Origin of the sequence: Oxyplasma meridianum, assembly GCF_038024865.1 — an archaeon.
GTDB classification, from domain to species: Archaea; Thermoplasmatota; Thermoplasmata; order Thermoplasmatales; family Thermoplasmataceae; genus Oxyplasma; species Oxyplasma meridianum.
The window spans coordinates 241,625-263,786 of record NZ_CP133772.1 but is presented as its reverse complement, the minus strand read 5'-3'; the positions used below and the strand labels follow the sequence as shown (position 1 = coordinate 263,786).

Sequence of the window (22,162 nt, the reverse complement as noted above, 5' to 3'; positions counted from 1 at the left end):
TTACTTATACTAAACTTAAAGTCTACAGTGTTTCTATTATCTCCAAGCAATTAACTCTAGGATGCTATATACTGAAGAATGATAAATTGATTTGCCTTTACATCACTGGGAATAGAGTTCTATTGAAGGCGAGAAATGCCTATTTCGCCCCTGTAAACAACTTCATTTCCATAAAGCCCGAACTTGAACACCTTAATCCTGACATTATTTTCCAGGCAAGTGTAAAATAGTCTAGCAAACTCTGGGTCAGTTTTTCTGTTGGGCCTAAACAGGATTGGTTCTGGATTGAAAAAGAGAACAATCAGGAAGGCATTGTCTGTTCTTGTCTTAAGTTCAAGAAGCGCCCTGAGGTGTTCAGAACCCCTTTTAGTCGGAGCATCTGGAAAGGTGGCAAATCCATCTTCATAAAGGGTACCGCCCTTGACTTCAACAAATATGTCTCCGCATTTAAAGTCAATTACGTGGCTGCCATATCTAACTTCTCTTTTGCATCCTGGGTCCAGAAACTTTGAAGCAATTGTGTTGTGAAATCTGGTATCGGTAAGGATCCACTGGCCATCATGAAATGCGGCAGTTATAGAATATTTTGTCTTGGATCCGACAGCTTCCCTGAATAGTACACGGTTTCCCGCATATATAAGTTCCTTCAGCCTCCCCGGGTCGTGGAGATGGCAAACCACCGTCTGGTTTCGGTAGGAAACAGATACCAAAAAACGGTTTGGCCTAGTTAAAACCATACCTTCGTATTGTTCTCCTGGAATTCTTAACATTGCAGTTCCAACCGACACATCAATCAGGGGCCATTCTGCCATTCAAGGTTATTAATCACAGGTTTAAAACAGTGACATTGATTTTTTGAAGTCAAGTTGATAAATATTAATATGCCGTCAGACTCTTAACCTATGCCCCATAACTCACCAATCATCATATCATCGGTCAGTGAAGTCCAGGGGATATCAGCAATGGGCAGGCTTCTGCCATTAATCATGAAGGTGAATAGACTTCCTTCAGAGGTGCAACCAGTTTCATTCAGGCAGAGAGAAGATCTCTACAGAGGAAAACGGGGAATTCCTCGGTGCTAAAAACAGCACATGTAAGCAACCATAATCTCTGCGACATGTTCATATATAGAAAAGAATGATAAATTACCGGAAAAGATTAAAGAATTTAGAATTGAAGCAAATAGGCCAGATCCAATTGGTGTAAGATGCATCAGGACTGGCAGGTGTTAATATTCCAGGGGAAATTGAAATGAAGTCAGAAATCATAAAATCAGGGAGATACAAGGGCAAGGAAAGCCTGTTTCTTGATATGAGAGAAATAAAAACGGGAGACAAAATAGATGAATCATTGCTTTCTTCAGTTTCGGAGAGATTTTCCAGAATAAAAGTGAGGGAAAGTGATGATAATTTTATTTTCATCTATGGGGACGATCCATTCAGATATCAGGGGATATCTGCTTTCGGAAGGTTCTTGAAAGGAATTACAGATTTCAAATTCAAGCTTCTTGTGGTTACATATGGAAACATCATGCCGCAGAAGTCATTTGCTGAAATTTTCTCACATATAGAAATTCACCCGGATTATGCGAGAGTTAAGCATTTCTATGAAAGAGGCGTTCTGGAATCATACGGTAAATTTGATTCATATGCTGTTTTTAGATTCAACCATGGAGACAGGAAGGAGATGGTAGCCAGATTCATTCATGATTTTAAGCTGAATGAGATGGAGAAGTTCATGGTTCTCAGCAGAAAATTTACCTATACCCAGATGGACATAGCAAAATATCTTGCAACGCAGGGCATAAAAAACGTCAGCTACCAGTTCGAAAGCTGATTTTGCAATAAAAATAGGGGTTTTAATCACCCCGAAGCTTTTTCCATCCGGAATTCTGGGGATTACAATATTTTAAGTTTTTTTCCGGCACTTTCAAAGGCATCAATTGCAGTCTTTATATCGCTGTTACTGTGAAGAGCTGAAGGCATAAGCCTTATCCTTGCTGTTCCCAGCTGTACAGTAGGATATACAATTGGAGACGCGAAGAGATTTTCCTCATTGTAAAGCGTTGTGCTCAGTTCAAGGGCCTTTTTCTCATTTCCCACGATAACAGGCGTGATTGGTGTTTTGCTGCTTCCTGTGTTATAACCCAGATTGCCAAGTCCATTCTTGAGATCATCTGAATTCTTCCATAATTTTTTGAGAAGGCTGTCATCCCTCTCCATAATTTCAATGGATTTCATTATGGCCGCAGCCTCACCGGGGTTCAGGGCACTGCTGAAAAGGAATGGGCGGGACCTCTGTTTTAGAAGATCAATGAGTTCATGGGATCCGGCAACAAAACCGCCCATACCTCCAAGTGCCTTTGAAAAGGTTCCCATCTCAACATCAAGTTCTGATCCAATACCAAAATAGTCAGCAATACCTCTTCCGTGATCTCCCAGAACTCCCTCCCCATGGGCATCGTCCACATAACTCATTGTATCGTATCTCTGTGCAAGCTCCACAATTTCCTTAAGAGGTGCAATATCCCCATCCATGGAGAATACTCCGTCTGTAATGACTAAAGATCTTTTTCCTTCGTTCCTATGTTCCTTTAACTGCTTTTCAAGATCAGACTTATCCATATGCTTGAATACCACTCTCTTTGCAGAACTAAGCCTGACTCCGTCTATGATGCTTGCATGATTGAGCTCCTCGCTGAAAACCACATCGTCCTTTCCAACCAGAACTGGAATTGTGCCTGAATTTGCAAGCAAGCCTCCCTGATAAACAAGTGAATCTTCCATATGCTTGAATTTTGCAACTTTCTCTTCCAGTTTGATGTGTAGTTCATCAGAACCGGCAATTGATCTCACCGCTCCAGCCCCAACACCATATTCTTCAATGGCTTCAATTGCAGCTTTTTTGACTTCTGGATTATTTGCCAGACCTAGGTAGTTATTGGAGCACATATTCAGTAATGTTCTCCCGTCTATCTTGACCCACGAGCCCTGCGGACTCTGTAAAATTCTTATAGGTATATATCTTCCATTCTCCTTCAGATTTTCTAACTCGTTTTTAATCCAGCCCATTCCAGACATATTTATGCACTGCAAAGTCATAGGAATTTTTTATATAAGGGTGATCCAGTTTAAGAGAGATAGACACAATTCCAATGCATGCCAATGTTGAAAAGATTGTCCTTACGCCAGACCACCCATTTCCAATAGATCTGCCTATGCAGTGATGGGGGTATTTTTAAAGTATTCTTTATAGGGGAATTCCAGGATCTGTTTTCAATGGAATTTAATGATGGGCTTTATGACCCCATGGATCTTTTTTGAATATCATGTTGAAGGCATTAGACACATGAGTAAATGCGAACTTTTGTTATTAGCCCTCTAGGATTCTTTCTTTTGAATATTCTTTATGGTCTGTGTTTTATGCGAACTTGTGTTATTAGCCCTCTAGGGCCAATCATTCCTTTCTTAATCAGCTTCATAAGCCTTTCCAATCTAAGTCTCCCGCCAGTGCAGAGACCAGTGTTCAGTGATTTCTCAGTTATGCGAATTCCCCCTCTCTCGGAATGGAAGCGAAATCCCCTTCTGAATGGCATCCGATGTTGGAAAAGATTCCGCCTGGCTTGGTCACAGTTACAGCTTTTCTTAACGTTATCCCAGTTCACAGTGCCTGATTAGACTGAGAAGCATACCTTATATGGGCTGTTTTGAATTCCAGTCAGGTGTTTTTGCACCAACTACAACTCTTTCCCCAATCTTAAAGTCTTAACATGGCCCCCTTCTTATATACCATTCCAACCGCTTCGTGTCCAATAGTTAGATTTTTTCTCTCACATAAGGCGCCATGAAGGGTATGTGTATCAGAGGTACATAAAAGCGCAGTTGTAGTTTCAAAATGGGCATCTTACCCATTAAATTTCGGAATTCCCTTATCACCAAAACCTGCTTCATTTATTTTTTCATCACCAAAGCTTTCATAAATAAAAACCTGACAATACTTAACTGTTTTTCCGAACATATATGGAATGCACGATTCTAAGCCCCCCTATGTTGAATAATTTGTGCCAGACGCCAGTGCTAAACGGATAATTGTCTAATATGTCAATTGTTTTCTATGCTATCCGTTTAGGTTTCTTCCCTTCCACTGAGACCAGATTTTTCTAATTCCCAATCACAGCTTACTGATCCATATTCGAAGTCTTCTTTTAGGATCTTAAGCCACGGGGTATACTAATCCAGTGACTTAAATGGATGCCGCATTAGTTTTTCTATTATTACGAATTTGCAAGAAAATGTTTTTATTTTAAAACTGCCAGAACTTTCAGGTGGCAGTGGCATTCTTCCCCAGCTAACGCAAGGGCTTCCCGTTTCCATGACCAAAGTTGCCTTTTCAAGTAGATCTTCAATCTCCATGTGCGTATATCCGAAAGTAACTCCCTATGGGAAGGAGGCTTCAAGATGGTAAGTTAAATCCGTCCTTATCAAGTTCTCTTCATTCTTCCCGTGCCTCCCATGGGATGTCCAGCTACAAAAAATGCTAATTACAAGCAATTTACATCTTTTATAAGCTTCTTTCTCAAAATATAAAAAGAATTTATGCCATACATTTTAAACATGGTTGGTTTAATCATATTTATAAATGTGATAATCAGTATAAGGGTTTTTATCATCACCATATTGCCTGTATCCGATAAACCTAATAAAGGTAAAAAACGTAAGCCAATGATGTGTGAAAAGTGCATGTCGCATCATGTGTGTGATTGTCTTTGCGAGTTTGATCCTGTAAAGATGAATAATTATGAATACACTGTAAACCGTTGTCCTTTCTGCTCACACATTGAAAGGGGAAGCATACGGGACTATACATAACCATTTCCCTGGCTAAATATAAACACAGTGGAAAGTTTCCCTGCATTTCATTAGTTTTTTATTCAGCATATCCATTCTCAACAGACCTTTATGGGGACAATTCTTATAACTGGTGGGTTGGGTCAGATAGGGACTGAACTTTCGGAACATCTTATATCGAAGTACGGCAGTGAAAAGGTTCTCGTTTCAGATATTAAGAGTGAAGCATCCGGAGACATACGCTATACAAGGCTTGATGTGGCAGATCTGGATAAAATCATGAAAGTGATTAAGGAAAATGATATTACTGACATTTTTCACCTCGCAGCTATTTTATCAGCAACCGGAGAAAAGGATCCTTTTTTGACATTCAATGTTAACCTTATGGGGACACAGAATATGTACACTGTGGTAAAAAAGTTAAATCTGAACAAGCTGTTCATTCCCAGTACAATAGGCGTTTACGGACCGACAACACCCAAGGATATGGTTCCGGAAGATACAGTGATCAGGCCTGCAACCATGTATGGAATAACAAAGATTTCCGCAGAGATGCTCGGAGAATATTATTCAAAAAAATTCGGAATGGATGTAAGGGGGCTGAGATTTCCAGGGCTTATAAGCTATAAATTCCCACCCACAGCCGGTACCACAGATTATGCTGTTGATATGATAATACACGCAGTAAAAGGAGAAGATTACACGTGCTACCTGAAGCAGGACACCGAAATGCCAATGATGTATATGCCTGATGCACTTGATGCGGTTATTGATCTTTATGAAGCACCTAGAAGTAATCTAACAAGATCCACGGATTATAATGTTGGATCATACAGTATAACCCCCGCTTCTCTGTATGAAGAAATTAAAAAGTATTACCCGGAATTCAGGGTTGAGTATAAGCCTGATTACAGGCAGGATATAGCAGATGGCTGGCCCCACTCTATCGACTTCACCAAAGCTCAGAGAGACTGGAATTTTAAACCGAAATATGACTTCCAAAGAACAGTAAAAGATATGGTACTGAATCTGAAAAGGAAATTAAAGGCCTAAACTGAAATTTCAACTACACACTTCTTTCCTCCATCGGAAAATTTTTCCTTTATGGAGAAGTTTGTGTCCAGGGAACCACTTATCATGTCAGAACCGAGAGTCCCGCAGATGATTTTTTTGTTGGTTTTTGCCAGTTCATAAAAGATGCAATTATGTCTAACAATCCTGACAGAATCTGGGGTTTTCTCAAGACGTGCATAATAACCAAGGCGGTTTAGTATGGCTACAAAATCTTCAAGCTTCTGGATTTTTTCGCTTCTTGACATTGAACTCACAATGCCCCCCTCTTTCCATCCTGCTTCACTTATGAGCCGATCTGCAACCTTTGCAAGAATAACATTGACCTTTTCCTTTCCTATCTCTTTCTCCAGTGTATCAACAAGCAGAGATGCAAACGCCACATACTTTTTAGGAAAAAGCTCAATCCCCCTGTCAGTGATCTCATAAAATTTACTTGGCCTGCCCCTTCCATCTCCTCTGAAATATGATCGGACATAACCTTTCATTTCCAGATAACCCATATGTTCCTTAACCGCAGTTTTGTTTATCTTCAGAAGTTCTGAAAGTTCAGCAGTGCTTTTCTCAGAATAGCTAAGCTCTTTCAGGATATTTTCTTTCACCTTTCCAAGCATTCCTATTATATCACTATTCTCAGATATCGATTCAACCATTATAATATAATAATCAAAAGCAGCTATAAATACTTTAGTCAATTTAGACATAAGAAAGTGTTTAAATATATAAAATGTATAAACTGCTGGTGTCAAAATCAATGTCGGAATTAATTATAAAAGATCTCAGAGCCTCTGTGGCAGACAAGGAGATACTGAAAGGTGTAAATCTAACCATCAGAGGGGGAGAAATACACGCCCTTATGGGTCCAAATGGTGCAGGTAAGACCACTCTTGGAAGTACCTTAATGGGTCATCCTAACTATACCATAACCGGCGGATCAATTAAACTGGATGGTAAGGAACTGACGAACAAGACCCCTGAGGAGAGGGCTAGGGCAGGGCTATTTCTGGCATTCCAGAATCCTGTATCAGTCACTGGCGTCAAGCTTTCTTCCTTCCTGAGGACAGCTTATAAGCAGTTGCATCCTGAAGAGAAGGTACCTTTGAGCGAGTTCCAGGGCAGAATTAAGGATCATCTGAAAAAGGTTGGACTGGACGAGGAGTTTCTCTCAAGATCAGTGAACGACGGTTTCTCTGGAGGGGAGAGAAAGAGGGCTGAGATTCTTCAGATGGTCATACTGAGACCAAAGATTGTCATCCTTGACGAGATCGATTCTGGTCTGGACGTTGATGCTCTTAAGCTTGTTGCAGATGAAATCAGGGAATATTATAGCCAGGAAGTTGGTTTTCTTATCATAACACACTACCAGAGAATACTTAAGAACATAGACCCGGAATTTGTCCATGTTCTCATAGATGGAAAAATTGCAATGAACGGTGAAAAGTCACTGGCATTGAAGATAGAAGAAGATGGTTACGATTGGATAAGGAGTGAGTGAAAATGGAAGTAGAATTAACAAAAGACGAACAGATTGAGAAATTGCTTGAAGATCTTAAATCTTCAAATATAAGGAAGGAAGATTGGGAATTTCATGACACCGACAGATCAATATATTCAACAGGTACTGGCCTGAACAGGCATGTGGTTGAGGAAATTTCCGAAATCAAGAAAGAACCGGACTGGATGAGAAGATTCCGTCTTAATGCACTGGAGATATTCATGAAGAAACCCGTACCCACCTGGGGACCGGACCTCAGCGGAATAGACTGGGATAACACACATTACTACACAAGGCCGGACGAAGTCAAAGCCAGGAACTGGGACGAAGTACCTGATGACATAAAAAACACATTCCAGAAACTTGGGGTTCCAGAGATGGAGCAGAAATATCTTGCGGGATCAGTGGCACAATACGACAGTGAAGGCGTTTACCATAACCTGAAGAAGGTGTGGGAGGACAAGGGGGTAGTTTTCATGGATCTGGATTCAGCGCTGAAGCAGCACCCAGATCTTGTGAAAGACTATTTCTGTAAGGCTGTACCAGCATCGGACAACAAGTTTGCAGCACTCAATGCTGCAGTATGGAGCGGAGGATCTTTCCTGTATGTCCCAAAAGGGGTACAGATCGATATGCCACTTCAGACTTATTTCAGGATGAACGGAGAGGCAACAGGCCAGTTCGAGCACACAATAGTTGTTGCCGACGAGGGTTCAAAGGTACATTACATAGAGGGGTGCACAGCACCCAGATACGACACTGATTCTCTTCACAGTGCAATTGTTGAGATATATGTCCAGAAAAATGCACAGGCAAGATACACAAGTGTCCAGAACTGGTCAAAGAGTGTATACAACATGCCCACCAAGAGGGCATGGGTGGAGGAGAACGGTCAGATGGAATGGGTAGGCGGATCTCTGGGTTCAAAAGTTACAATGCTCTATCCTTCATCATATCTGAGAGGCCCATATGCTTCAACGCATAACCTGAACATATCACTTGCAGGGCCTGGGACTATAAAGGACACTGGCGCAAAAGCAATTCACCTTGCACCACACACATCATCAAGGATAGTGGCAAAGAGTATCAGCATAGAGGATGGGAAGGCCATATACAGAGGTCTTCTCAGGATGAACAAGGGTGCAGTGAATTCAAAGAGCCATGTGCAGTGTGACGCACTGTTGATAAACGACGAATCAACCTCATTCACCTATCCCCATGACGAAATATATGAACCGACAGCAACATTCGGTCACGAGGCAACAGTTGGAAGGATTGACACTGAAGAACTCGCATACCTCAGGTCAAGAGGGCTGAGTGAGGAAGAGGCCAGTTCCATGATAGTACTGGGATTCATGGACGATGTGATGAAGGAGATACCCATGGAATTTGCAGTTGAGATGAATCGTCTGGTAAAACTTGAAATGAACAAAATGGGCGCGGTAGGATGATCTTTCATGGAGACGTATCCAGAAACATTAAAGACAAGGCTCAATGACGAAGCTTTTGAGTTCAGGCGGGATTCCTTTCTTGCATTTCTCAAGACTCCGATTAGAAGTTTCAAGGAAAGCCCCACAGTAAGTGAATACGTTCAGGTAACTGACAAGGACCTGGAAAGGATGCTCTATGGTGAATTCAGGCAGACTCCCAGGAACCCTCAATTTATAAAGGAAGCCAACATAAAAGTGCTGAACGGGAAGGTTGAATCTCTCGAGAATCTTCCGGAAGGTGTGGAAGTACTGGATCTGGTTGAAGCTTCCAAAGATTCGGAAATAAGATCCAGGTTTCTTGATAACAGCCATCTTGGAGATGACAGGACAGAATTTCTCATCAATTCAGCATGGCAGAGGGGTCTCTTTGTGAAAGTTGACAAGAATGTGAAGGCTGACATAACAGTACACAATCTTTCAAACGGATCAGACTCATATGCATACAAGACAGTGGTCTCATGCGGTGTGGAATCAAAACTTAACTTTACAGAAGTCAATGAGAGCCTTTCTGATGGTGATGCTGTACAGGGAAAGAATATCTATTTCTTCCAAGATGAATATTCAAAGGTACAGTTCAACTATGTTCAGGACAAGTCACTATCTGTAACTGATCTTTCATTTGTAAAATCTTACCAGTCACGGTACACGGAATTCCAGATATTCCACATAAATCATGGAGGCAGCAGGGTAATATTTGGAAATGAGTCACAACAGTTTGGGGATAGTTCAGATTACCGTGTATACGGTGTCAGCTTTTCAGACGGGAAACAGAAAATTGATATACGGGACAGCAGCTTTCAAACCGGTAAATCTTCAACAGCAGACATACATGTGAGGGGAGTCGTTAAGGGATTAAGCTCAACAATACATAGAGGGAATATAGATCTGGAGTTTGAGGCTGTAAACGCCACCGGTTTTTATGATTCAAAGATACTTCTGCTTTCAAAAGAGGGTTATGCCAACTCCAAGCCCGGGCTTATGATAAAGAACAGCAATACAAAATCAAAACATGGTTCGGCCATCAGCAATGTGAACGAGGAAGAAATTGTTTATCTGAGGTCAAGGGGAATTGATGAGCAGACAGCTAGATCAATGATTACAGAGGGCTTTGTGTCCTACGTGATTGAGAAATCAAACAGTGAGTTCATGAAAAAAAGAATACAACAATACACAGAAGGCAATATTCTTGGTACAATGGGAAAGGATTAAGCAGGATTTTCCTATTTTTCTCTCAGAAAGAAACCGTAACCTTACATATCTAGACAGCGCCGCAACATCACAGAAACCAAAAAGCGTTATAGATGCTGTAACAGATTTCTACCAGAATTATTGCAGCAATGTCCACAGAGGCATATACAGTTTAAGCGAGACTGCCACAGACATGTATGAAAAGTCAAGGGAAAACATATCAGGTTTCATAGGATCGCCCTCTTCGGATGAGATAGTTTTCCTGAGGAATACCACTGAAGCTCTGAATCTTCTCTCATATACTCTTGGAAGAAATCTTTCAGCCGGAGATGAGGTTCTTATTTCTATAATGGAGCACCATTCAAACATAGTTCCATGGCAGTTTCTTGAAGAGAAAGGAATAAAGGTAATCTACACAGATATAACAAAAGAAGGTAAGCTGGATATGGAAGATTTCAGGAGAAAGATCACTCCCAGAACCAAAATAGTTTCAATAACACATGTTTCTAACCTGCTGGGCACAATAAATCCAGTCAGGGAAATAGGGAAAATGGCTCATGATAATGGAAGTATATTTATTGTAGATGGGGCACAGAGTGTTCCTCATATGAAGGTTAACGTTCAGGATATTGGATGCGATTTCTTTGCATTTTCAGGGCACAAGATGCTTGGGCCATCTGGTATCGGTGTCCTGTACGGGAAGAGGGAAATGCTCCATCAGATGCACCCCTTCCTTGGTGGAGGGGAGATGATTAGGACAGTGTCTACTTTTGGATCAACATGGAATGATGTCCCGCTAAAATTTGAGGCAGGAACACCCAATATAGAGGGATCCATAGGCCTTTCAGCTGCGGTTGATTATTTGAATAGGGTTGGAATGGATGAGATCAGGGATCATGAGAGGGATCTTATCCAGTACACCTTGAAAATGGAAGATGAATATGATATTGAGAACCTGGTCTCTTACGGCCCCCGAGACCCGAATGCAAAAGATGGCGTTTATTCTTTTAATATTGGAGAGATACCTCCCATGGACATGGACAGCCAATTGATGAATAATGGCTTAATTATTGGATCATCAGTACATCCGCATGATGTATCATCATCTCTGGATGAAACAGATGTTGCGGTGAGATCGGGACATCACTGCGCAATGCCTCTGAACCACAGGCTTGGAGTGGTGGCCACGTCAAGGGCTTCGTATTATGTATATAACACCAGGAATGATGTGGACAGGCTTTTTGAACAACTCGAGAGAATAAGGAAGGTATATAATCATGGAAGATGAGGAGAGAATGGAATTCATAATGGAACACTACAGGCATCCTCACAATTCGGGTGTAATTGAGAACCCCACCGAAGAGATAACTGAATACAACCCGGTATGCGGGGATGCAGTTAAGGTATCATTATTGATAAAGGAACACAGGGTAAAGGAGATCAAGTTCGTCGGTAGAGGTTGCTCAATCAGCCAGGCATCAGCATCAATTCTAACCGATGAGGTGATGGGAAAGAGCCTGGAGGATCTGAAGAAGTTGACTGAAAAAGAACATCTTGATCTTATAGGCATCAGGCTTGGACCAAGCAGGGAAAAGTGTGCGCTGATCTCTTTCAATGCACTGAAAAAGATTCTAGTTAAATATGGAGATGAATAAGAATATGTCAGGATACAGAATTTCACTGGACAGGAAAGGATGCCTTAGCGATGCAATATGCACCGCACTGTGCCCTTCAAACTGGTTCATGGATTCAGACGGTAAGGCAAGCTACAGGAAAGAAGTTATCGGGGAGAAGGATCTGGAGGAAAACATGGAAGCCTCAAAATCCTGCCCAACTGGAATCATCAGGATTTCGAAGATTGAATAAATTTCTTCAAATTATCATTCCTGAATGAGTTGTCATGCATCAGGATGTCATCTATCCTCATCCTTATCTGTTTCGTGGAATCCCTTTCTCTTACGGTTACAGTATCGTCCTCAAGCGTCTGGTAATCCACGGTTATGCAGTAAGGCGTACCGATTTCATCCTGCCTGGCATATCTTCTCCCTATAGATCCAGATTCATCGTAAACGACAGAATGGTTATGCGCTGCCAGTTTCACAAGAAGATCCTTTGCCTTCTCCGATATTCCGTCTTTCTTCATGAGAGGAAGTACGCATGCGCTGTATGGAGCAACGTCACAGGCAAGTCCCAGAACCCTGTTTCCGTTATCCCTTGTATAGTATGAGTGAAACAGCACGGCAGTTAGTATCCTGTCAAAACCGGCAGCAGGTTCAACCACTCTGGGGATAAAGGTTCTTCCGTCCACAGTCACAGACATATTTTCACCTGAAAATTCCTGATGCCTTGTGAGATCGTAATCTCCTCTATCCGATATTCCCACAGCTTCGATCCAGTCCGAGTCGATGAGGACTTCAGCATCCCAGCAGTCGGAGGAGTAGTGGGCTAGCTCATTCTTTCTGTGCTGCCTGAATCTCAGTCTCTTTCCGTCAACTCCACATCTTATCAGTATCATGGCCGTGAGGTTCATGAAATATGCCAGTCCAGCGTTTTTTATCAGCCCTGATCTGTGAGCGTCCCTCACACTTGAACTGATCTCATCCCCACTGTTAGGTACAAGCGTAAACTTATCCCCCTCTGGTATTTCGTCCCATTCCTCATGATCAGGATCAAAGAAGACCTCCACCTCACCCTGGTTGAATTCCCTCATTCTTATCAGTCCCTGTCTGGGGGAAATCTCATTTCTGAATGACTTTCCCACCTGTGCAACTGCCATGGGGAATTTCCCTCTGTAAAAATTATTGAGAAGCTTGAAGTTGATCATAATTCCCTGGGCTGTCTCAGGCCTGAGGTAAAGGCCAAATGCTTCGCTGTTGTTGGTAACCCTGAACATCAAATTGAACTGGTAGGCGTCAATAAGCCTTGTTCCACACACAGCACATTTAACATTGTTCTCCTTAAGGAGATCAATATAACCCTCAGGGGTGGAGGGGGGATTTTTAATGCCCAGGCTTTCCACAAGGTTTTCAAGCTTGTACTTGGCATGGCATTTGGGACATTCAGAGGCAATATCAGCAAATTTGTCAAGGTGGCCTGAAGCCTTAAGCACGAATTCAGGGGTAACAACCGGAGTATCAATAAATATTGCCCCGGCATCCATGTAGAACCTTTTCCATACCGAAATTATGTTGTCCTTCAGCAAGGACCCTAGTGGAGCATAATCGTAGAAACCGTTCAAACCTCCATAAAGAGAAAAAGACTGCCAAAAGAAACCCCTTCTCTTTGCAAGCTCTATTATTTCTTCGAAACTGCTCATAGGAATACTCTCATAATCTCTATATCGTAAAGCATTCCGACAACTATCTTATCATCCTCAAGCACAGGGAGCTGGTTGTAATTTTTTGTAAGCATGTTTTTCACCGCTGTTTCCAGCCTATCATTGGGCGAGACCGTTACCGGTTTCTTTACCATAATCTTTTCCACAGGTATATCAGGGAGATGTATGTTGTTCTTCTCTATAACATAGGTTATGACATTTCTTATGCCACCCCAGGACCAGGGATCTTCGTCCTCTCCCATTCCAGCCTCCGAAAGTACAGTTGTGGATTTCAGATCGATCTTGTCAAAAAGATCTCTGTCAGTGAGAAGACCCAAAAATTCCCCGTTTGAATTTACGACGGGATAAGTGTATACTCCTGAAAGCCTCATAAGCGTGGGGATCATGCTTACAGGAGTTTTTCCCCATATTGGAATTGTTATTACCTTCAAAATATCTTTTACCTTGATGTTTCCGTATTTCTCCTTCACAACCTGCAGAAAATTCTGTGGAGTCAGGATTCCAGTGATCTCATTGTTTTCATTCACAACGGTGAGATGTCTTCTGTGCTGATTCAGCATCTCTAATGCTGCAGATTTTATACTTTCATCCTCTTTAACGGTTTTTGCGTTCCTCATTACAAGCGCTGCCTGGGTTTCAACAGGATTTGCAAATATGTCACGCCTGCTTATTATGCCTGCATAGTGGTTTTTCACATCCTTCATGGGAAGACCGGTAAGGTTGTTCTTGATGAGTATTTTTACGATTTCATTCAGCGGGCTGGGTACAGTACCTGTTATTGGTTCTGGAGTCATGATCTCTGAGACTTTTTCCTTCATATGCCTTTGTGATCTTAGACGACTATTAAACAATTTCATTGTTTTCAGCAAATTATATTAATCCCAGGTGGCTTAATAGAGACATATGACATTTTCTGTGGTCTGTTATGACAGGAATCAGGAGGCATGGGGAGTTGGTGTTGCAAGCAAGTATCTGGCTGTTGGATCCACTGTACCCTGGGCTAAAGCATCAATTGGAGCAGTTGCAACACAGGCATATGCCAATGTATCCTACGGCCCAAGAGGGCTTGATCTGCTAAGTAGTTATTCCGCGCAGGAGGTTCTGGATAGGTTGACTTCTGTTGATAAACTCAAGGAGAGGAGGCAGGTGGCCATTGTTGACAAAAAAGGAAATGTGGCAGCGTTTACAGGTAGACAATGCAATTTCTACGCAGGGCACATTACGGGCGATGGATTTTCAGTGCAGGGCAACATTCTGGCTGGTCCTGAGGTAATAGAAACGATGGCCTCAGTTATGGATGGTGGTGGAAAAATAGAGGACAGGATTATGGAGGCACTCATAAAGGCCGATGAGAAGGGGGGAGATAGAAGAGGGAGGCAGAGTGCAGCTATTTTCATAGTATCTGAGAAGGAAACATATGAAGAAGGTTCTGACAGGATGATTGATTTGAGGATAGACAATTCCCATAATCCCTTAGGTGAATTAAGATGGGCATTGAAAAACTGGAAGGCAACATTTTTCAACAACCCAATGGTATCTTTCACCGAGACCGGAAAGATAAGGGAGAGGCTTGAAGCCATGCATTTCAAAACCCTTGGAGAGTGGGCATCCATGAACAATTTCTCTTCAAAAATTTCAGGAAATATGGTGGACAAAGAGGTTCTCGATGTCCTGATGGAGGTTGATAAACCTTCCAATCGTTAATTATAAAATTCACAAGGTCATAGGGTGACGATTAAGATGGTTAGTTTGAAGTGGCTTGGCCATGCTGCATGGTTGATAAAATTCAGGGAAGCGACGGTTCTTATAGATCCATATCTCACAGGAAATCCCAGTGCTGCTGTGAAACAGGAAGATCTTAAGGGAATAGATTTCATTCTGGTCACACATATGCATTCTGATCACGTGGGCGACGCATTCACCATTGCAAAAAGAGAGAAACAGGCCAAAATTATCGGTATGTTCGAGATCTATGGGATGGGGAAAAAAGAGGGGGTGGACAGCGATCAGATGTCCGGAATGAACAAGGGGAACATGGTTGATTTTGGCAGGATAAAGGTTGCCCTGACTCATGCCGATCACAGTGGCGAGGAGTGCGGAATTATAGTTTCAGCTGATGGGAAAACCATCTATCATGCCGGTGATACAGCACTTTTTAGAGACATGAAAACAATACACGAGCTTTACCATCCCGATGTTGCGCTGCTTCCAATCGGTGGATATTTCACAATGGGTCCGGTCGAAGCTGCAAAGGCTGTTGAATGGATCAAACCTAAAATAGCTGTACCAATGCATTTCAACACATTCCCACCCATAAAGCAGGATCCCAATAAATTTAAGGAACTTGCGGGAAAGTTTGCAGAAGTGAAAGTTTTGGAACCCGGCCAGGAATTCACAATATAAAATCTCTGCAAATTTTACAGATCTATTTTTTTGAAAATTAACTTATATATCGCGGTGATTTAACCCAATGATCGGAGCAATACTGGCAGGGGGGTACGGAAAAAGGCTGAAGCCAATAACTGACGAGATCCCTAAGGCGCTCATCTCAATCAAAGACGGCCAGACCATTATGGACCGTCAGATTTATGATTTCAGGAATATGGGGATCAGTGACGTTTATATTCTCTCAGGGTACCTGGGGGAGAAGATCGAGGAACGGTATGGAAAGAGCAAAGATGGAATAAATTTCCACTATTTCAGGGAGGAAAAGCCAATGGGAACTCTCTATTCAATAAGGAATCTCTTCAATAATATCTGGGACCAGGATATAATTCTGAGGAATGGAGACACAATAACCGACATAAACTTCCAGAGGTTCATTGAATTTTCAAGAGATTCGCAGTACAGAATGATAATGTTTGTTTCACGGATGAGATCTCCATTTGGGATAGTTGAGATGTTTGGAGATCAAATTGTAACATTCAAAGAAAAACCTTTTCTGGACTACTTCATTAATTCAGGCCTTTACTATATTAAAAAAGAGGCGAAGGAATTTTTCTTCCTCAACTATCATGAAAAGGATATTGAAACCACAGTCTTTCCAAAGATGGCTGTTGCCAAGGCAATCGGTGCATACTCAGAGGACGCTCTATGGCTTGGAATAGATAGTGAAAAAGATCTGGAAGCCATCCGGCGGGAATATTCAAATCGCACAGATACTCCTTGGGGATACATTAAAACTCTTTATAATGACAGCGGAAAGGGGATAAATGAATATTTCATAAAGGCTGATCAGAATGCTCCAATCAGAGTGTTCAGGAAGTCTATCCTTAGAATAATACAGGGAATGGGCACACTTAACAACAAGACAGATAAAATATACAAGGAGAAGGACATAGTGGTGGTTGAGACTGACATAACCTTCCAGAGTATGGCCAACTCAAAAATTGAGTTGATCTATCTATAGATCAATCTGAATTTCAGATGCTATATTTTCAATATTTTCATCTGTTCGGCGTAGAGGTTCAACTATTTTAACATACATTTTGTTCATTGAAAATAGGGGAATTTATATATGGTCTGTAACAAAATTTAATATACAGTAGATAATAGCAAAAGGATCTTCTATGTCCGTATTAACCAGGGAAGTTCTCATAAGGGCTCTTGAAAAAACTTACGGTAAGAAGGGAATGGGGCAGGGTGATATTGAAGAGCTCTGTGATTTTGTCCTATCTTTCTTCGGTTACGATGACTATGTTCTGGACAACGTATTATCAGCTCCAGAGCGTGATGTGTTCTACAATCTGGAAGAGTACGGCTTTCTGGAGACACACAGAGAGGAGATCAATATAGTTAAGGGAAGATCATGGAGAATAAACCAGTGGACCTACAAAAAAGACAAAATAATCAGGGTTGCTGAAAGAGTTGAGGATGATGCTCCAGAAGAGGATGTATACGACGAAATCTTCCGCCAGATGGAATGATCAGTCATAGGTGAATCTTCTTTCAGAATAGCGGTATAGCCTCACCCATACCACAAAAGTTATTATTACGACCAGAACCACCATGAATATGTCTATGGCATCTGCATAAATCAGGTTTCCATTTGCTATGGCTTTTGATATAAGCAACATCAATCCATGTTTTACGGCAAATGTCTTTCCATTGAACGTAACATATTCAGCCACCAGGAGCCCACCCCAGTAACTTCCAACTGCCGACATAGATCCTGTTATGAGCCCCGGTACTATGGCGGGGAAAGAAAGATACTTTATCTTCATCCACCTGCTTAATTTGTATGTTTTTGTGACCACTTCAAGATCATTGGGTATGCTGATTGCTGACCCATAAACATTGAAGAATATATATGAGGCTGCGGAAAGATAAGCTATGATCATAACATCAGCATTGAAAGCCAGGCTTTTACCCAGAAAAATAGCCAGCTTAGGCGTAAGAAATATAACTATGAGGGGAAGGAGAACTGGGGACGGTATAGAATATAGAATCTGAAATATTCCGGTTGAAAATCTTCCGGAAACCTTTTTCCTGCCAAAGAACACTGCAAGCGGTACCATGGTTCCAAGAGATATGGCAAACACAATGCCTATTCTTGCCAGATCATAAATTGTGGCAATTCCGAATATCTTCAGATAATATGGATTAAGGATGTATTTCGTGAACGCTAAACTGAAGCCTGATTCTGCAACAAAATAAAGAGTTATAAGCAGTACTGTAAGAAGAGTTGTTCCAACAATAATGTTAACCACTCTGTCTGAAAACCTTATTTGTCTTCTTGAAACTTTATCTCTTCTTGGGATAGTTCTGTTAACAACTGCAATGGCAGATTGGGTTGAGACTATTACCTGGTTTATCCTATCTCCTATGACAGTAACAAAGGCATTCTGTTTTCTTTTTGAATCTCTGGAACTTTCGGGCATATTGCTCTCAAATTTATATTTTTCAGAGATTCTGATCAGTGGATTTATAAAAAAGTAGAAAGTAAGACCTATTGCCACTATGAGAAACATTATCACTATAACGATGCCTGTGTAATTCGAAGCATCAGCAAGTTGAACAGAAAGGGTTCCTACACCAAAAACTTCATAATTCTTGTTCCCAATGGTTATTACCTCAGTCAAAGTAATGTAAAAAAGTGCACTGGCAAAGGATGGCATAATATTTGCCACAATGGATGGAAATGCTGCCGGAGCATATAGTTTCCTAAGTTTCCCAATTACCCCAATCTTATAGGCCTTTGTAACCATTTCATATTCCTTAGGTATATGGAGAACAGACTGATACACTCCAAGTATGAGGTTCCAGAGGACAGCCGTCACAAGCAGGAACTCCACGGCAAGTTCTGTGCCAAAAGATCCACCTATGCGGACTATAAAAAAGACCAGTATAATTGGGAAGAATGATACAACTGGAAGCGCTTCCAAAACATCGGTTATGGGGATAATGATTGCTTCAGCAGCCCTGACTTTTGCTGACAGAACTCCCAGTATCAGGGCAAGAAACACTGAAATTATGAGAACAAGGCCGATTCTGCCAAAGGTAAGCAGTATTGCGTAAATTATTGTAAGATAAAAACTTCCAAAGATTATTACCACCGCCCCTTCTCATGATTTTCCTGTATCCGGGTATTCTAATGCATATTAATTTATTTTGCCATGGGTTCATGGAGGAAAGTCCATATAGTATTCCACAAAAATGTTTTAAATATATGGCATTGAAAATCATCAATATATATTTAGATTCACTACTTCTTAAAAAAACTCCCACCTAAGAATGCAGCAAGAAGTCCAAGGGTCCCCAGTAAAATAGCCGAACCCGGGCTTTCAAGCAAGAGGTGGCTTATTGGTTTTTTGGCCGGATCAAATCTATCCACATGCACTTCATAGCGATCTCTGTACTCCACTGCATGCACACCTCTGACGGATCCTGGAACTGATGCTCTCCAATCAGCAATCTGGCCTTTTGGCTCCCCAATAGATCTTACGAAGAGACCACTCTTTTCGGGTCCCGGTACATATCCATAAGGAGATTTTGGAACTGTAAGCCTGTTTTTATCAAGAACTTCAAAAATCACCTGCTCCCAAAAATCATAAGGGTTACTCATTGCATTTCAAGATTAAATTCAGGCTATTACATTTACTTTTTCCTCTCAATGAGGCCTATTGCATTTCCAAATGGGTCAATTAACTGGACCACGGACTGAGAATCTACTGACTTTATTGGCCCTCTGAAGATTGTGCAGCCCATTTCAATAAAATGTCTTATGGCAGTATCAATTTCATCGACTAACCAGTAGGCAACCTGTCCTCTAACCCCTGCTTGGGTCTTTTCGTCAGAAGGATGAAAGCCAATAGATACCCCTCCAGCTTTTATAGAATTGTAGAATTCACTTTCGAATTCACTGCTTCCTCCAAAAGACTGAAGAAACCAGTCTCTGGCTTTGTCAATATCCTTTACAAAATAAACAATCTCTTGTGGGGAAAGAATGGGTGAATCTATCATGGATCTATAATATCTTAATTACTATTATAATCTAGTTTATGTGAAAAACGGATCCTGGCATCCTTAACCAGGACATGGGTCCATTGGTCTATAAAACGGTTTACCCTACAATATTGTGGATATAATAATTCTCAATCCATATTTCTCAGCATGGCTTCATATTTCAGCTTTTCATAAACATTGATCTGGTTGGCGCTTCTCATTAGATATGAGAAAAAATAGTGGTTACGTATCCTTATTCTCATAATATGGAAGGGGATGCCATTTAATGTGTTATTAACATGCATCATCTATAATTTAAGTTGTGTTTTTAAGAATTAAGAATAAAATCTCCTTGTAACATGAAAAATATCTTAATTCATTAGGTCAGATGCATATGGTAAAGAAAGGACCTTTGAATTAGATATATAAGAGATATATAAATCCCAAAAATGTGGGAAGAACCTATAAAACAATTATAATAATATGGTTTCAATGATGTTAACATGGATGAAGACATTAAGCTTTACGAAGTAATGTCGACGCTTGCACCATTAATCAAGGGACCTGCTGTACTTGATGTTGGAACTGGTTTCGGTACGGTAATTAGATATCTTATCAAGAACATGGATTACAATATTGTCAGTATTGACCCGGAAGCATGGACATTCCAAACATTAGAAAAAGAATACAGCAGCGAAATTAAGGATCAACGCCTGAAGCTTTTGAAATCCAGGGCTGAAGATATACCTTTTCCTGATAATCATTTCAATTCATCTATAGCGCTTTTTTCCATGCATCATCTTAAAAATCCCGTGGAAGGGATGAGGGAAATGGAGAGGGTAACATGCGGACGCATCTTTGTGGCGGAATGGAGCAGAGAATCAGCAGGCAAATGGAATCCTCATTCAGAAGATCAACTTTCCCGTGTCAGGGAAAGCATAGGAGAGTTCGTAGAGAATAATGGCTATGAAACCAAAGATTATGGCTTCTGGTATCTTGTCTATAAGACTAAAGAATAAGGCTTTTGCTAAATTTATTATGTAATTTATTTAGGTCTCGAATACAAAGGATAATTTTAATAACACTTAAATTATTATAAGAAAGAAAAAAAGGTTGAGGTTTTTACATGGCTGATGAATCTGAAATTACTATGGTTACAATGAACTATGTGCCTGGAAAGAAGATCAATAAGGTAATAGGAACAATCTGGGGGATAACAGTCAGAAGTAGAGGCATCGGTGGAAATATTATGGCCGGACTGAGGTCTTTAGGGGGAGGAGAGATTAAAGAATATTCAAAAATGCTTTCGGACGCCAGGAACACTGCAATGGACAGACTGAGAGACGCAGCCAGACAGCTGGGTGCAAATGCCGTGATTGAACTGAGGTTTGATTCTTCAGATATAGGGCAGATAATGACAGAGATTGTTGCATATGGCACAGCCGTAGTCATTGAAGATGCTTCTGGAACTGCTGAAAGAGTCTCCTTATCTTAATAATTTCAAAATATTGGTGAGAAGTGCTATCAAAATTCAGTGCATCCAGATTCGCTGGTCTGAGATGGATGGGATTGGGTGTCCTGTATATGGTGGTTGCACTTATTGCTCAGGAAGTTATCCAATCACTGCCTGCCATCATCTTTCTCTTTTACCATGGATTTGATGTTACATACCTGATAGATAGGTACCCATTGATACTGAAAAGTAACTATATTCTTTATGCAATTTTCATTGGAGGTGTTGCTGGTTTATTCCAGGAAGGTGCAACATATATTGCAGTGGATACAAGAAAGAAAAAAGCTGCTTTGTTCATAGGGCTGGGATTTGCTGTTGTTGATATAGTTTTTCTTGTGGCTGAAACGCTTTTTGGGGCAGAACCGGTTTCACGATTTCAATCATTTCTGATTTTTCTAAACATTGTGTCTTCGCTGATGTTTCATCCCGGTACTGCAACATTCATGAAATGGGGGTGGCTGGTGAATAAAGGTAGAATCACTCTTCTTCTGAGCATACTTATTCATGCAGTGGATGATGGAGGGCTCGTCTATGTGGATTATTACATAGGTTTTCAACCGAATCTTTATCACGTTTTAGCATACGAATACTGGGCTATGGTTATGGTAATTTCAGTTGCGATATTTGTCATGGGTATTTCACTGTTGAGAAAGTTAGAGGATACTGAGATCCAGCAAAAACCTGTGGTATACTGACACCTCTAATGATCTCCATAGTAAGTGGTTGATGTTTTCTTTTATTCTTCACTTTCCTCTTCATCTCTCGTGTTCTGAATGT

Annotated in this window: 24 protein-coding genes; 16 read left to right on the top strand and 8 right to left on the bottom strand. The window is 41.0% G+C overall.

Annotated features, from left to right (window positions below):
• Positions 1–119 precede the first annotated feature (119 nt).
• Positions 120–812: a DNA/RNA nuclease SfsA gene (sfsA, locus tag OXIME_RS01355; protein WP_393971694.1), complete on the bottom strand. Its 693-nt coding sequence runs from the start codon at positions 810–812 to the stop codon at positions 120–122.
• 90 nt (positions 813–902) lie between these two features.
• Between sfsA and OXIME_RS01350 the strand changes: the two genes are divergently transcribed.
• Both OXIME_RS01350 and OXIME_RS01345 read left to right on the top strand, forming a co-directional pair.
• Entirely contained in the window at positions 903–1,082 is a 180-nt protein-coding gene (locus tag OXIME_RS01350) for a hypothetical protein (protein WP_393971693.1), read from the top strand.
• A 169-nt stretch (positions 1,083–1,251) separates the two neighbouring features.
• Entirely contained in the window at positions 1,252–1,836 is a 585-nt protein-coding gene (locus tag OXIME_RS01345) for a hypothetical protein (protein ID WP_393971692.1), read from the top strand.
• 62 nt (positions 1,837–1,898) lie between these two features.
• Here OXIME_RS01345 and OXIME_RS01340 read toward each other — a convergent pair whose 3' ends face one another.
• Positions 1,899–3,080, bottom strand: a complete 1,182-nt coding sequence (locus OXIME_RS01340) for a glycine C-acetyltransferase (RefSeq protein ID WP_393971691.1) — start codon at positions 3,078–3,080, stop codon at positions 1,899–1,901.
• 1,878 nt (positions 3,081–4,958) lie between these two features.
• Between OXIME_RS01340 and OXIME_RS01335 the strand changes: the two genes are divergently transcribed.
• On the top strand, positions 4,959–5,900 hold the full coding sequence (locus OXIME_RS01335) for an NAD-dependent epimerase/dehydratase family protein (RefSeq protein ID WP_393971690.1): 942 nt from the start codon (positions 4,959–4,961) through the stop codon (positions 5,898–5,900).
• Here OXIME_RS01335 and OXIME_RS01330 read toward each other — a convergent pair.
• Positions 5,897–6,571, bottom strand: coding sequence for a helix-turn-helix transcriptional regulator (locus OXIME_RS01330; RefSeq protein WP_393971689.1), 675 nt, complete (start codon positions 6,569–6,571; stop codon positions 5,897–5,899). The genes OXIME_RS01335 and OXIME_RS01330 overlap by 4 nt on opposite strands.
• 101 nt (positions 6,572–6,672) lie before the next feature.
• On the opposite strand from OXIME_RS01330, the gene sufC reads away from it, so the two are divergent.
• The 6 genes from sufC to OXIME_RS01300 are packed head-to-tail and all read left to right on the top strand — an operon-like array spanning position 6,673 to position 11,957.
• Entirely contained in the window at positions 6,673–7,413 is a 741-nt protein-coding gene (gene sufC / locus OXIME_RS01325) for a Fe-S cluster assembly ATPase SufC (protein WP_393972228.1), read from the top strand.
• A 2-nt stretch (positions 7,414–7,415) separates the two neighbouring features.
• A complete protein-coding gene (gene sufB, locus OXIME_RS01320; RefSeq protein ID WP_393971688.1) occupies positions 7,416–8,864 on the top strand; it encodes a Fe-S cluster assembly protein SufB in 1,449 nt (482 codons plus the stop codon).
• A gap of 6 nt (positions 8,865–8,870) precedes the next feature.
• A complete protein-coding gene (locus tag OXIME_RS01315) occupies positions 8,871–10,112 on the top strand; it encodes a SufD family Fe-S cluster assembly protein (RefSeq protein WP_393971687.1) in 1,242 nt (413 codons plus the stop codon).
• A complete protein-coding gene (locus OXIME_RS01310) occupies positions 10,090–11,379 on the top strand; it encodes an aminotransferase class V-fold PLP-dependent enzyme (RefSeq protein ID WP_393971686.1) in 1,290 nt (429 codons plus the stop codon). The genes OXIME_RS01315 and OXIME_RS01310 overlap by 23 nt, the downstream gene beginning before the upstream one ends.
• On the top strand, positions 11,369–11,746 hold the full coding sequence (locus tag OXIME_RS01305) for an iron-sulfur cluster assembly scaffold protein (protein WP_393971685.1): 378 nt from the start codon (positions 11,369–11,371) through the stop codon (positions 11,744–11,746). Before OXIME_RS01310 ends, OXIME_RS01305 begins: the two co-directional genes overlap by 11 nt.
• 4 nt (positions 11,747–11,750) lie before the next feature.
• Positions 11,751–11,957 (top strand): ferredoxin, encoded by a 207-nt coding sequence (locus OXIME_RS01300; protein ID WP_393971684.1) that lies wholly within the window; start codon positions 11,751–11,753, stop codon positions 11,955–11,957.
• Here the strand turns inward: OXIME_RS01300 and glyS are convergent.
• Positions 11,935–13,407, bottom strand: a complete 1,473-nt coding sequence (glyS, locus tag OXIME_RS01295) for a glycine--tRNA ligase (RefSeq protein ID WP_393971683.1) — start codon at positions 13,405–13,407, stop codon at positions 11,935–11,937. The genes OXIME_RS01300 and glyS overlap by 23 nt on opposite strands.
• The gene (locus OXIME_RS01290) at positions 13,404–14,246 is read right to left on the bottom strand and encodes a CBS domain-containing protein (protein WP_393971682.1); all 843 of its coding nucleotides are present in this window, start codon (positions 14,244–14,246) and stop codon (positions 13,404–13,406) included. The genes glyS and OXIME_RS01290 overlap by 4 nt, the downstream gene beginning before the upstream one ends.
• Before the next feature lie 85 nt (positions 14,247–14,331).
• On the opposite strand from OXIME_RS01290, the gene OXIME_RS01285 reads away from it, so the two are divergent.
• The 4 genes from OXIME_RS01285 (at position 14,332) to OXIME_RS01270 (ending at position 17,354) form a co-directional block, all read left to right on the top strand.
• Positions 14,332–15,132 (top strand): DUF1028 domain-containing protein, encoded by an 801-nt coding sequence (locus tag OXIME_RS01285; protein WP_393971681.1) that lies wholly within the window; start codon positions 14,332–14,334, stop codon positions 15,130–15,132.
• A gap of 36 nt (positions 15,133–15,168) precedes the next feature.
• A complete protein-coding gene (locus tag OXIME_RS01280; RefSeq protein WP_393971680.1) occupies positions 15,169–15,831 on the top strand; it encodes a metal-dependent hydrolase in 663 nt (220 codons plus the stop codon).
• A 67-nt stretch (positions 15,832–15,898) separates the two neighbouring features.
• Positions 15,899–16,837 (top strand): nucleotidyltransferase family protein, encoded by a 939-nt coding sequence (locus OXIME_RS01275; protein ID WP_393971679.1) that lies wholly within the window; start codon positions 15,899–15,901, stop codon positions 16,835–16,837.
• Between the two features lie 160 nt (positions 16,838–16,997).
• Positions 16,998–17,354, top strand: a complete 357-nt coding sequence (locus OXIME_RS01270; protein ID WP_393971678.1) for a DUF6015 family protein — start codon at positions 16,998–17,000, stop codon at positions 17,352–17,354.
• On the opposite strand, the gene OXIME_RS01265 is transcribed toward OXIME_RS01270, so the two are convergent.
• The 3 genes from OXIME_RS01265 to OXIME_RS01255 all read right to left on the bottom strand — a co-directional run bounded on the left by OXIME_RS01265 (position 17,355) and on the right by OXIME_RS01255 (position 19,890).
• Entirely contained in the window at positions 17,355–18,983 is a 1,629-nt protein-coding gene (locus OXIME_RS01265; RefSeq protein WP_393971677.1) for an ABC transporter permease subunit, read from the bottom strand. It abuts the gene before it with no gap.
• 149 nt (positions 18,984–19,132) lie between these two features.
• Complete coding sequence (locus OXIME_RS01260) at positions 19,133–19,492, bottom strand: hypothetical protein (protein WP_393971676.1); 360 nt, start codon at positions 19,490–19,492, stop codon at positions 19,133–19,135.
• 32 nt (positions 19,493–19,524) lie between these two features.
• A complete protein-coding gene (locus OXIME_RS01255; RefSeq protein WP_393971675.1) occupies positions 19,525–19,890 on the bottom strand; it encodes a VOC family protein in 366 nt (121 codons plus the stop codon).
• Positions 19,891–20,375: 485 nt separating this feature from the next.
• Here OXIME_RS01255 and OXIME_RS01250 point away from each other — a divergent pair, with 485 nt between their 5' ends.
• From OXIME_RS01250 to OXIME_RS01240, 3 genes are all read left to right on the top strand, one after another.
• Complete coding sequence (locus tag OXIME_RS01250) at positions 20,376–20,891, top strand: class I SAM-dependent methyltransferase (RefSeq protein WP_393971674.1); 516 nt, start codon at positions 20,376–20,378, stop codon at positions 20,889–20,891.
• Between the two features lie 107 nt (positions 20,892–20,998).
• Positions 20,999–21,367, top strand: coding sequence for a heavy metal-binding domain-containing protein (locus OXIME_RS01245; protein WP_393971673.1), 369 nt, complete (start codon positions 20,999–21,001; stop codon positions 21,365–21,367).
• A gap of 23 nt (positions 21,368–21,390) precedes the next feature.
• Entirely contained in the window at positions 21,391–22,080 is a 690-nt protein-coding gene (locus tag OXIME_RS01240; protein WP_393971672.1) for a hypothetical protein, read from the top strand.
• The last annotated feature ends 82 nt before the right edge of the window (positions 22,081–22,162 follow it).

Bases quoted from the DNA above. Each gene is read 5' to 3' on its own strand.
- sfsA (WP_393971694.1), bottom strand. From the start codon at position 812: ATGGCAGAATGGCCCCTGATTGATGTGTCGGTTGGAACTGCAATGTTA.
- OXIME_RS01350 (WP_393971693.1), top strand. From the start codon at position 903: ATGCCCCATAACTCACCAATCATCATATCATCGGTCAGTGAAGTCCAG.
- OXIME_RS01345 (WP_393971692.1), top strand. From the start codon at position 1,252: ATGAAGTCAGAAATCATAAAATCAGGGAGATACAAGGGCAAGGAAAGC.
- OXIME_RS01340 (WP_393971691.1), bottom strand. From the start codon at position 3,080: ATGTCTGGAATGGGCTGGATTAAAAACGAGTTAGAAAATCTGAAGGAG.
- OXIME_RS01335 (WP_393971690.1), top strand. From the start codon at position 4,959: ATGGGGACAATTCTTATAACTGGTGGGTTGGGTCAGATAGGGACTGAA.
- OXIME_RS01330 (WP_393971689.1), bottom strand. From the start codon at position 6,571: ATGGTTGAATCGATATCTGAGAATAGTGATATAATAGGAATGCTTGGA.
- sufC (WP_393972228.1), top strand. From the start codon at position 6,673: ATGTCGGAATTAATTATAAAAGATCTCAGAGCCTCTGTGGCAGACAAG.
- sufB (WP_393971688.1), top strand. From the start codon at position 7,416: ATGGAAGTAGAATTAACAAAAGACGAACAGATTGAGAAATTGCTTGAA.
- OXIME_RS01315 (WP_393971687.1), top strand. From the start codon at position 8,871: ATGGAGACGTATCCAGAAACATTAAAGACAAGGCTCAATGACGAAGCT.
- OXIME_RS01305 (WP_393971685.1), top strand. From the start codon at position 11,369: ATGGAAGATGAGGAGAGAATGGAATTCATAATGGAACACTACAGGCAT.
- OXIME_RS01300 (WP_393971684.1), top strand. From the start codon at position 11,751: ATGTCAGGATACAGAATTTCACTGGACAGGAAAGGATGCCTTAGCGAT.
- glyS (WP_393971683.1), bottom strand. From the start codon at position 13,407: ATGAGCAGTTTCGAAGAAATAATAGAGCTTGCAAAGAGAAGGGGTTTC.
- OXIME_RS01290 (WP_393971682.1), bottom strand. From the start codon at position 14,246: ATGAAGGAAAAAGTCTCAGAGATCATGACTCCAGAACCAATAACAGGT.
- OXIME_RS01285 (WP_393971681.1), top strand. From the start codon at position 14,332: ATGACATTTTCTGTGGTCTGTTATGACAGGAATCAGGAGGCATGGGGA.
- OXIME_RS01280 (WP_393971680.1), top strand. From the start codon at position 15,169: ATGGTTAGTTTGAAGTGGCTTGGCCATGCTGCATGGTTGATAAAATTC.
- OXIME_RS01275 (WP_393971679.1), top strand. From the start codon at position 15,899: ATGATCGGAGCAATACTGGCAGGGGGGTACGGAAAAAGGCTGAAGCCA.
- OXIME_RS01270 (WP_393971678.1), top strand. From the start codon at position 16,998: ATGTCCGTATTAACCAGGGAAGTTCTCATAAGGGCTCTTGAAAAAACT.
- OXIME_RS01260 (WP_393971676.1), bottom strand. From the start codon at position 19,492: ATGAGTAACCCTTATGATTTTTGGGAGCAGGTGATTTTTGAAGTTCTT.
- OXIME_RS01255 (WP_393971675.1), bottom strand. From the start codon at position 19,890: ATGATAGATTCACCCATTCTTTCCCCACAAGAGATTGTTTATTTTGTA.
- OXIME_RS01250 (WP_393971674.1), top strand. From the start codon at position 20,376: ATGGATGAAGACATTAAGCTTTACGAAGTAATGTCGACGCTTGCACCA.
- OXIME_RS01245 (WP_393971673.1), top strand. From the start codon at position 20,999: ATGGCTGATGAATCTGAAATTACTATGGTTACAATGAACTATGTGCCT.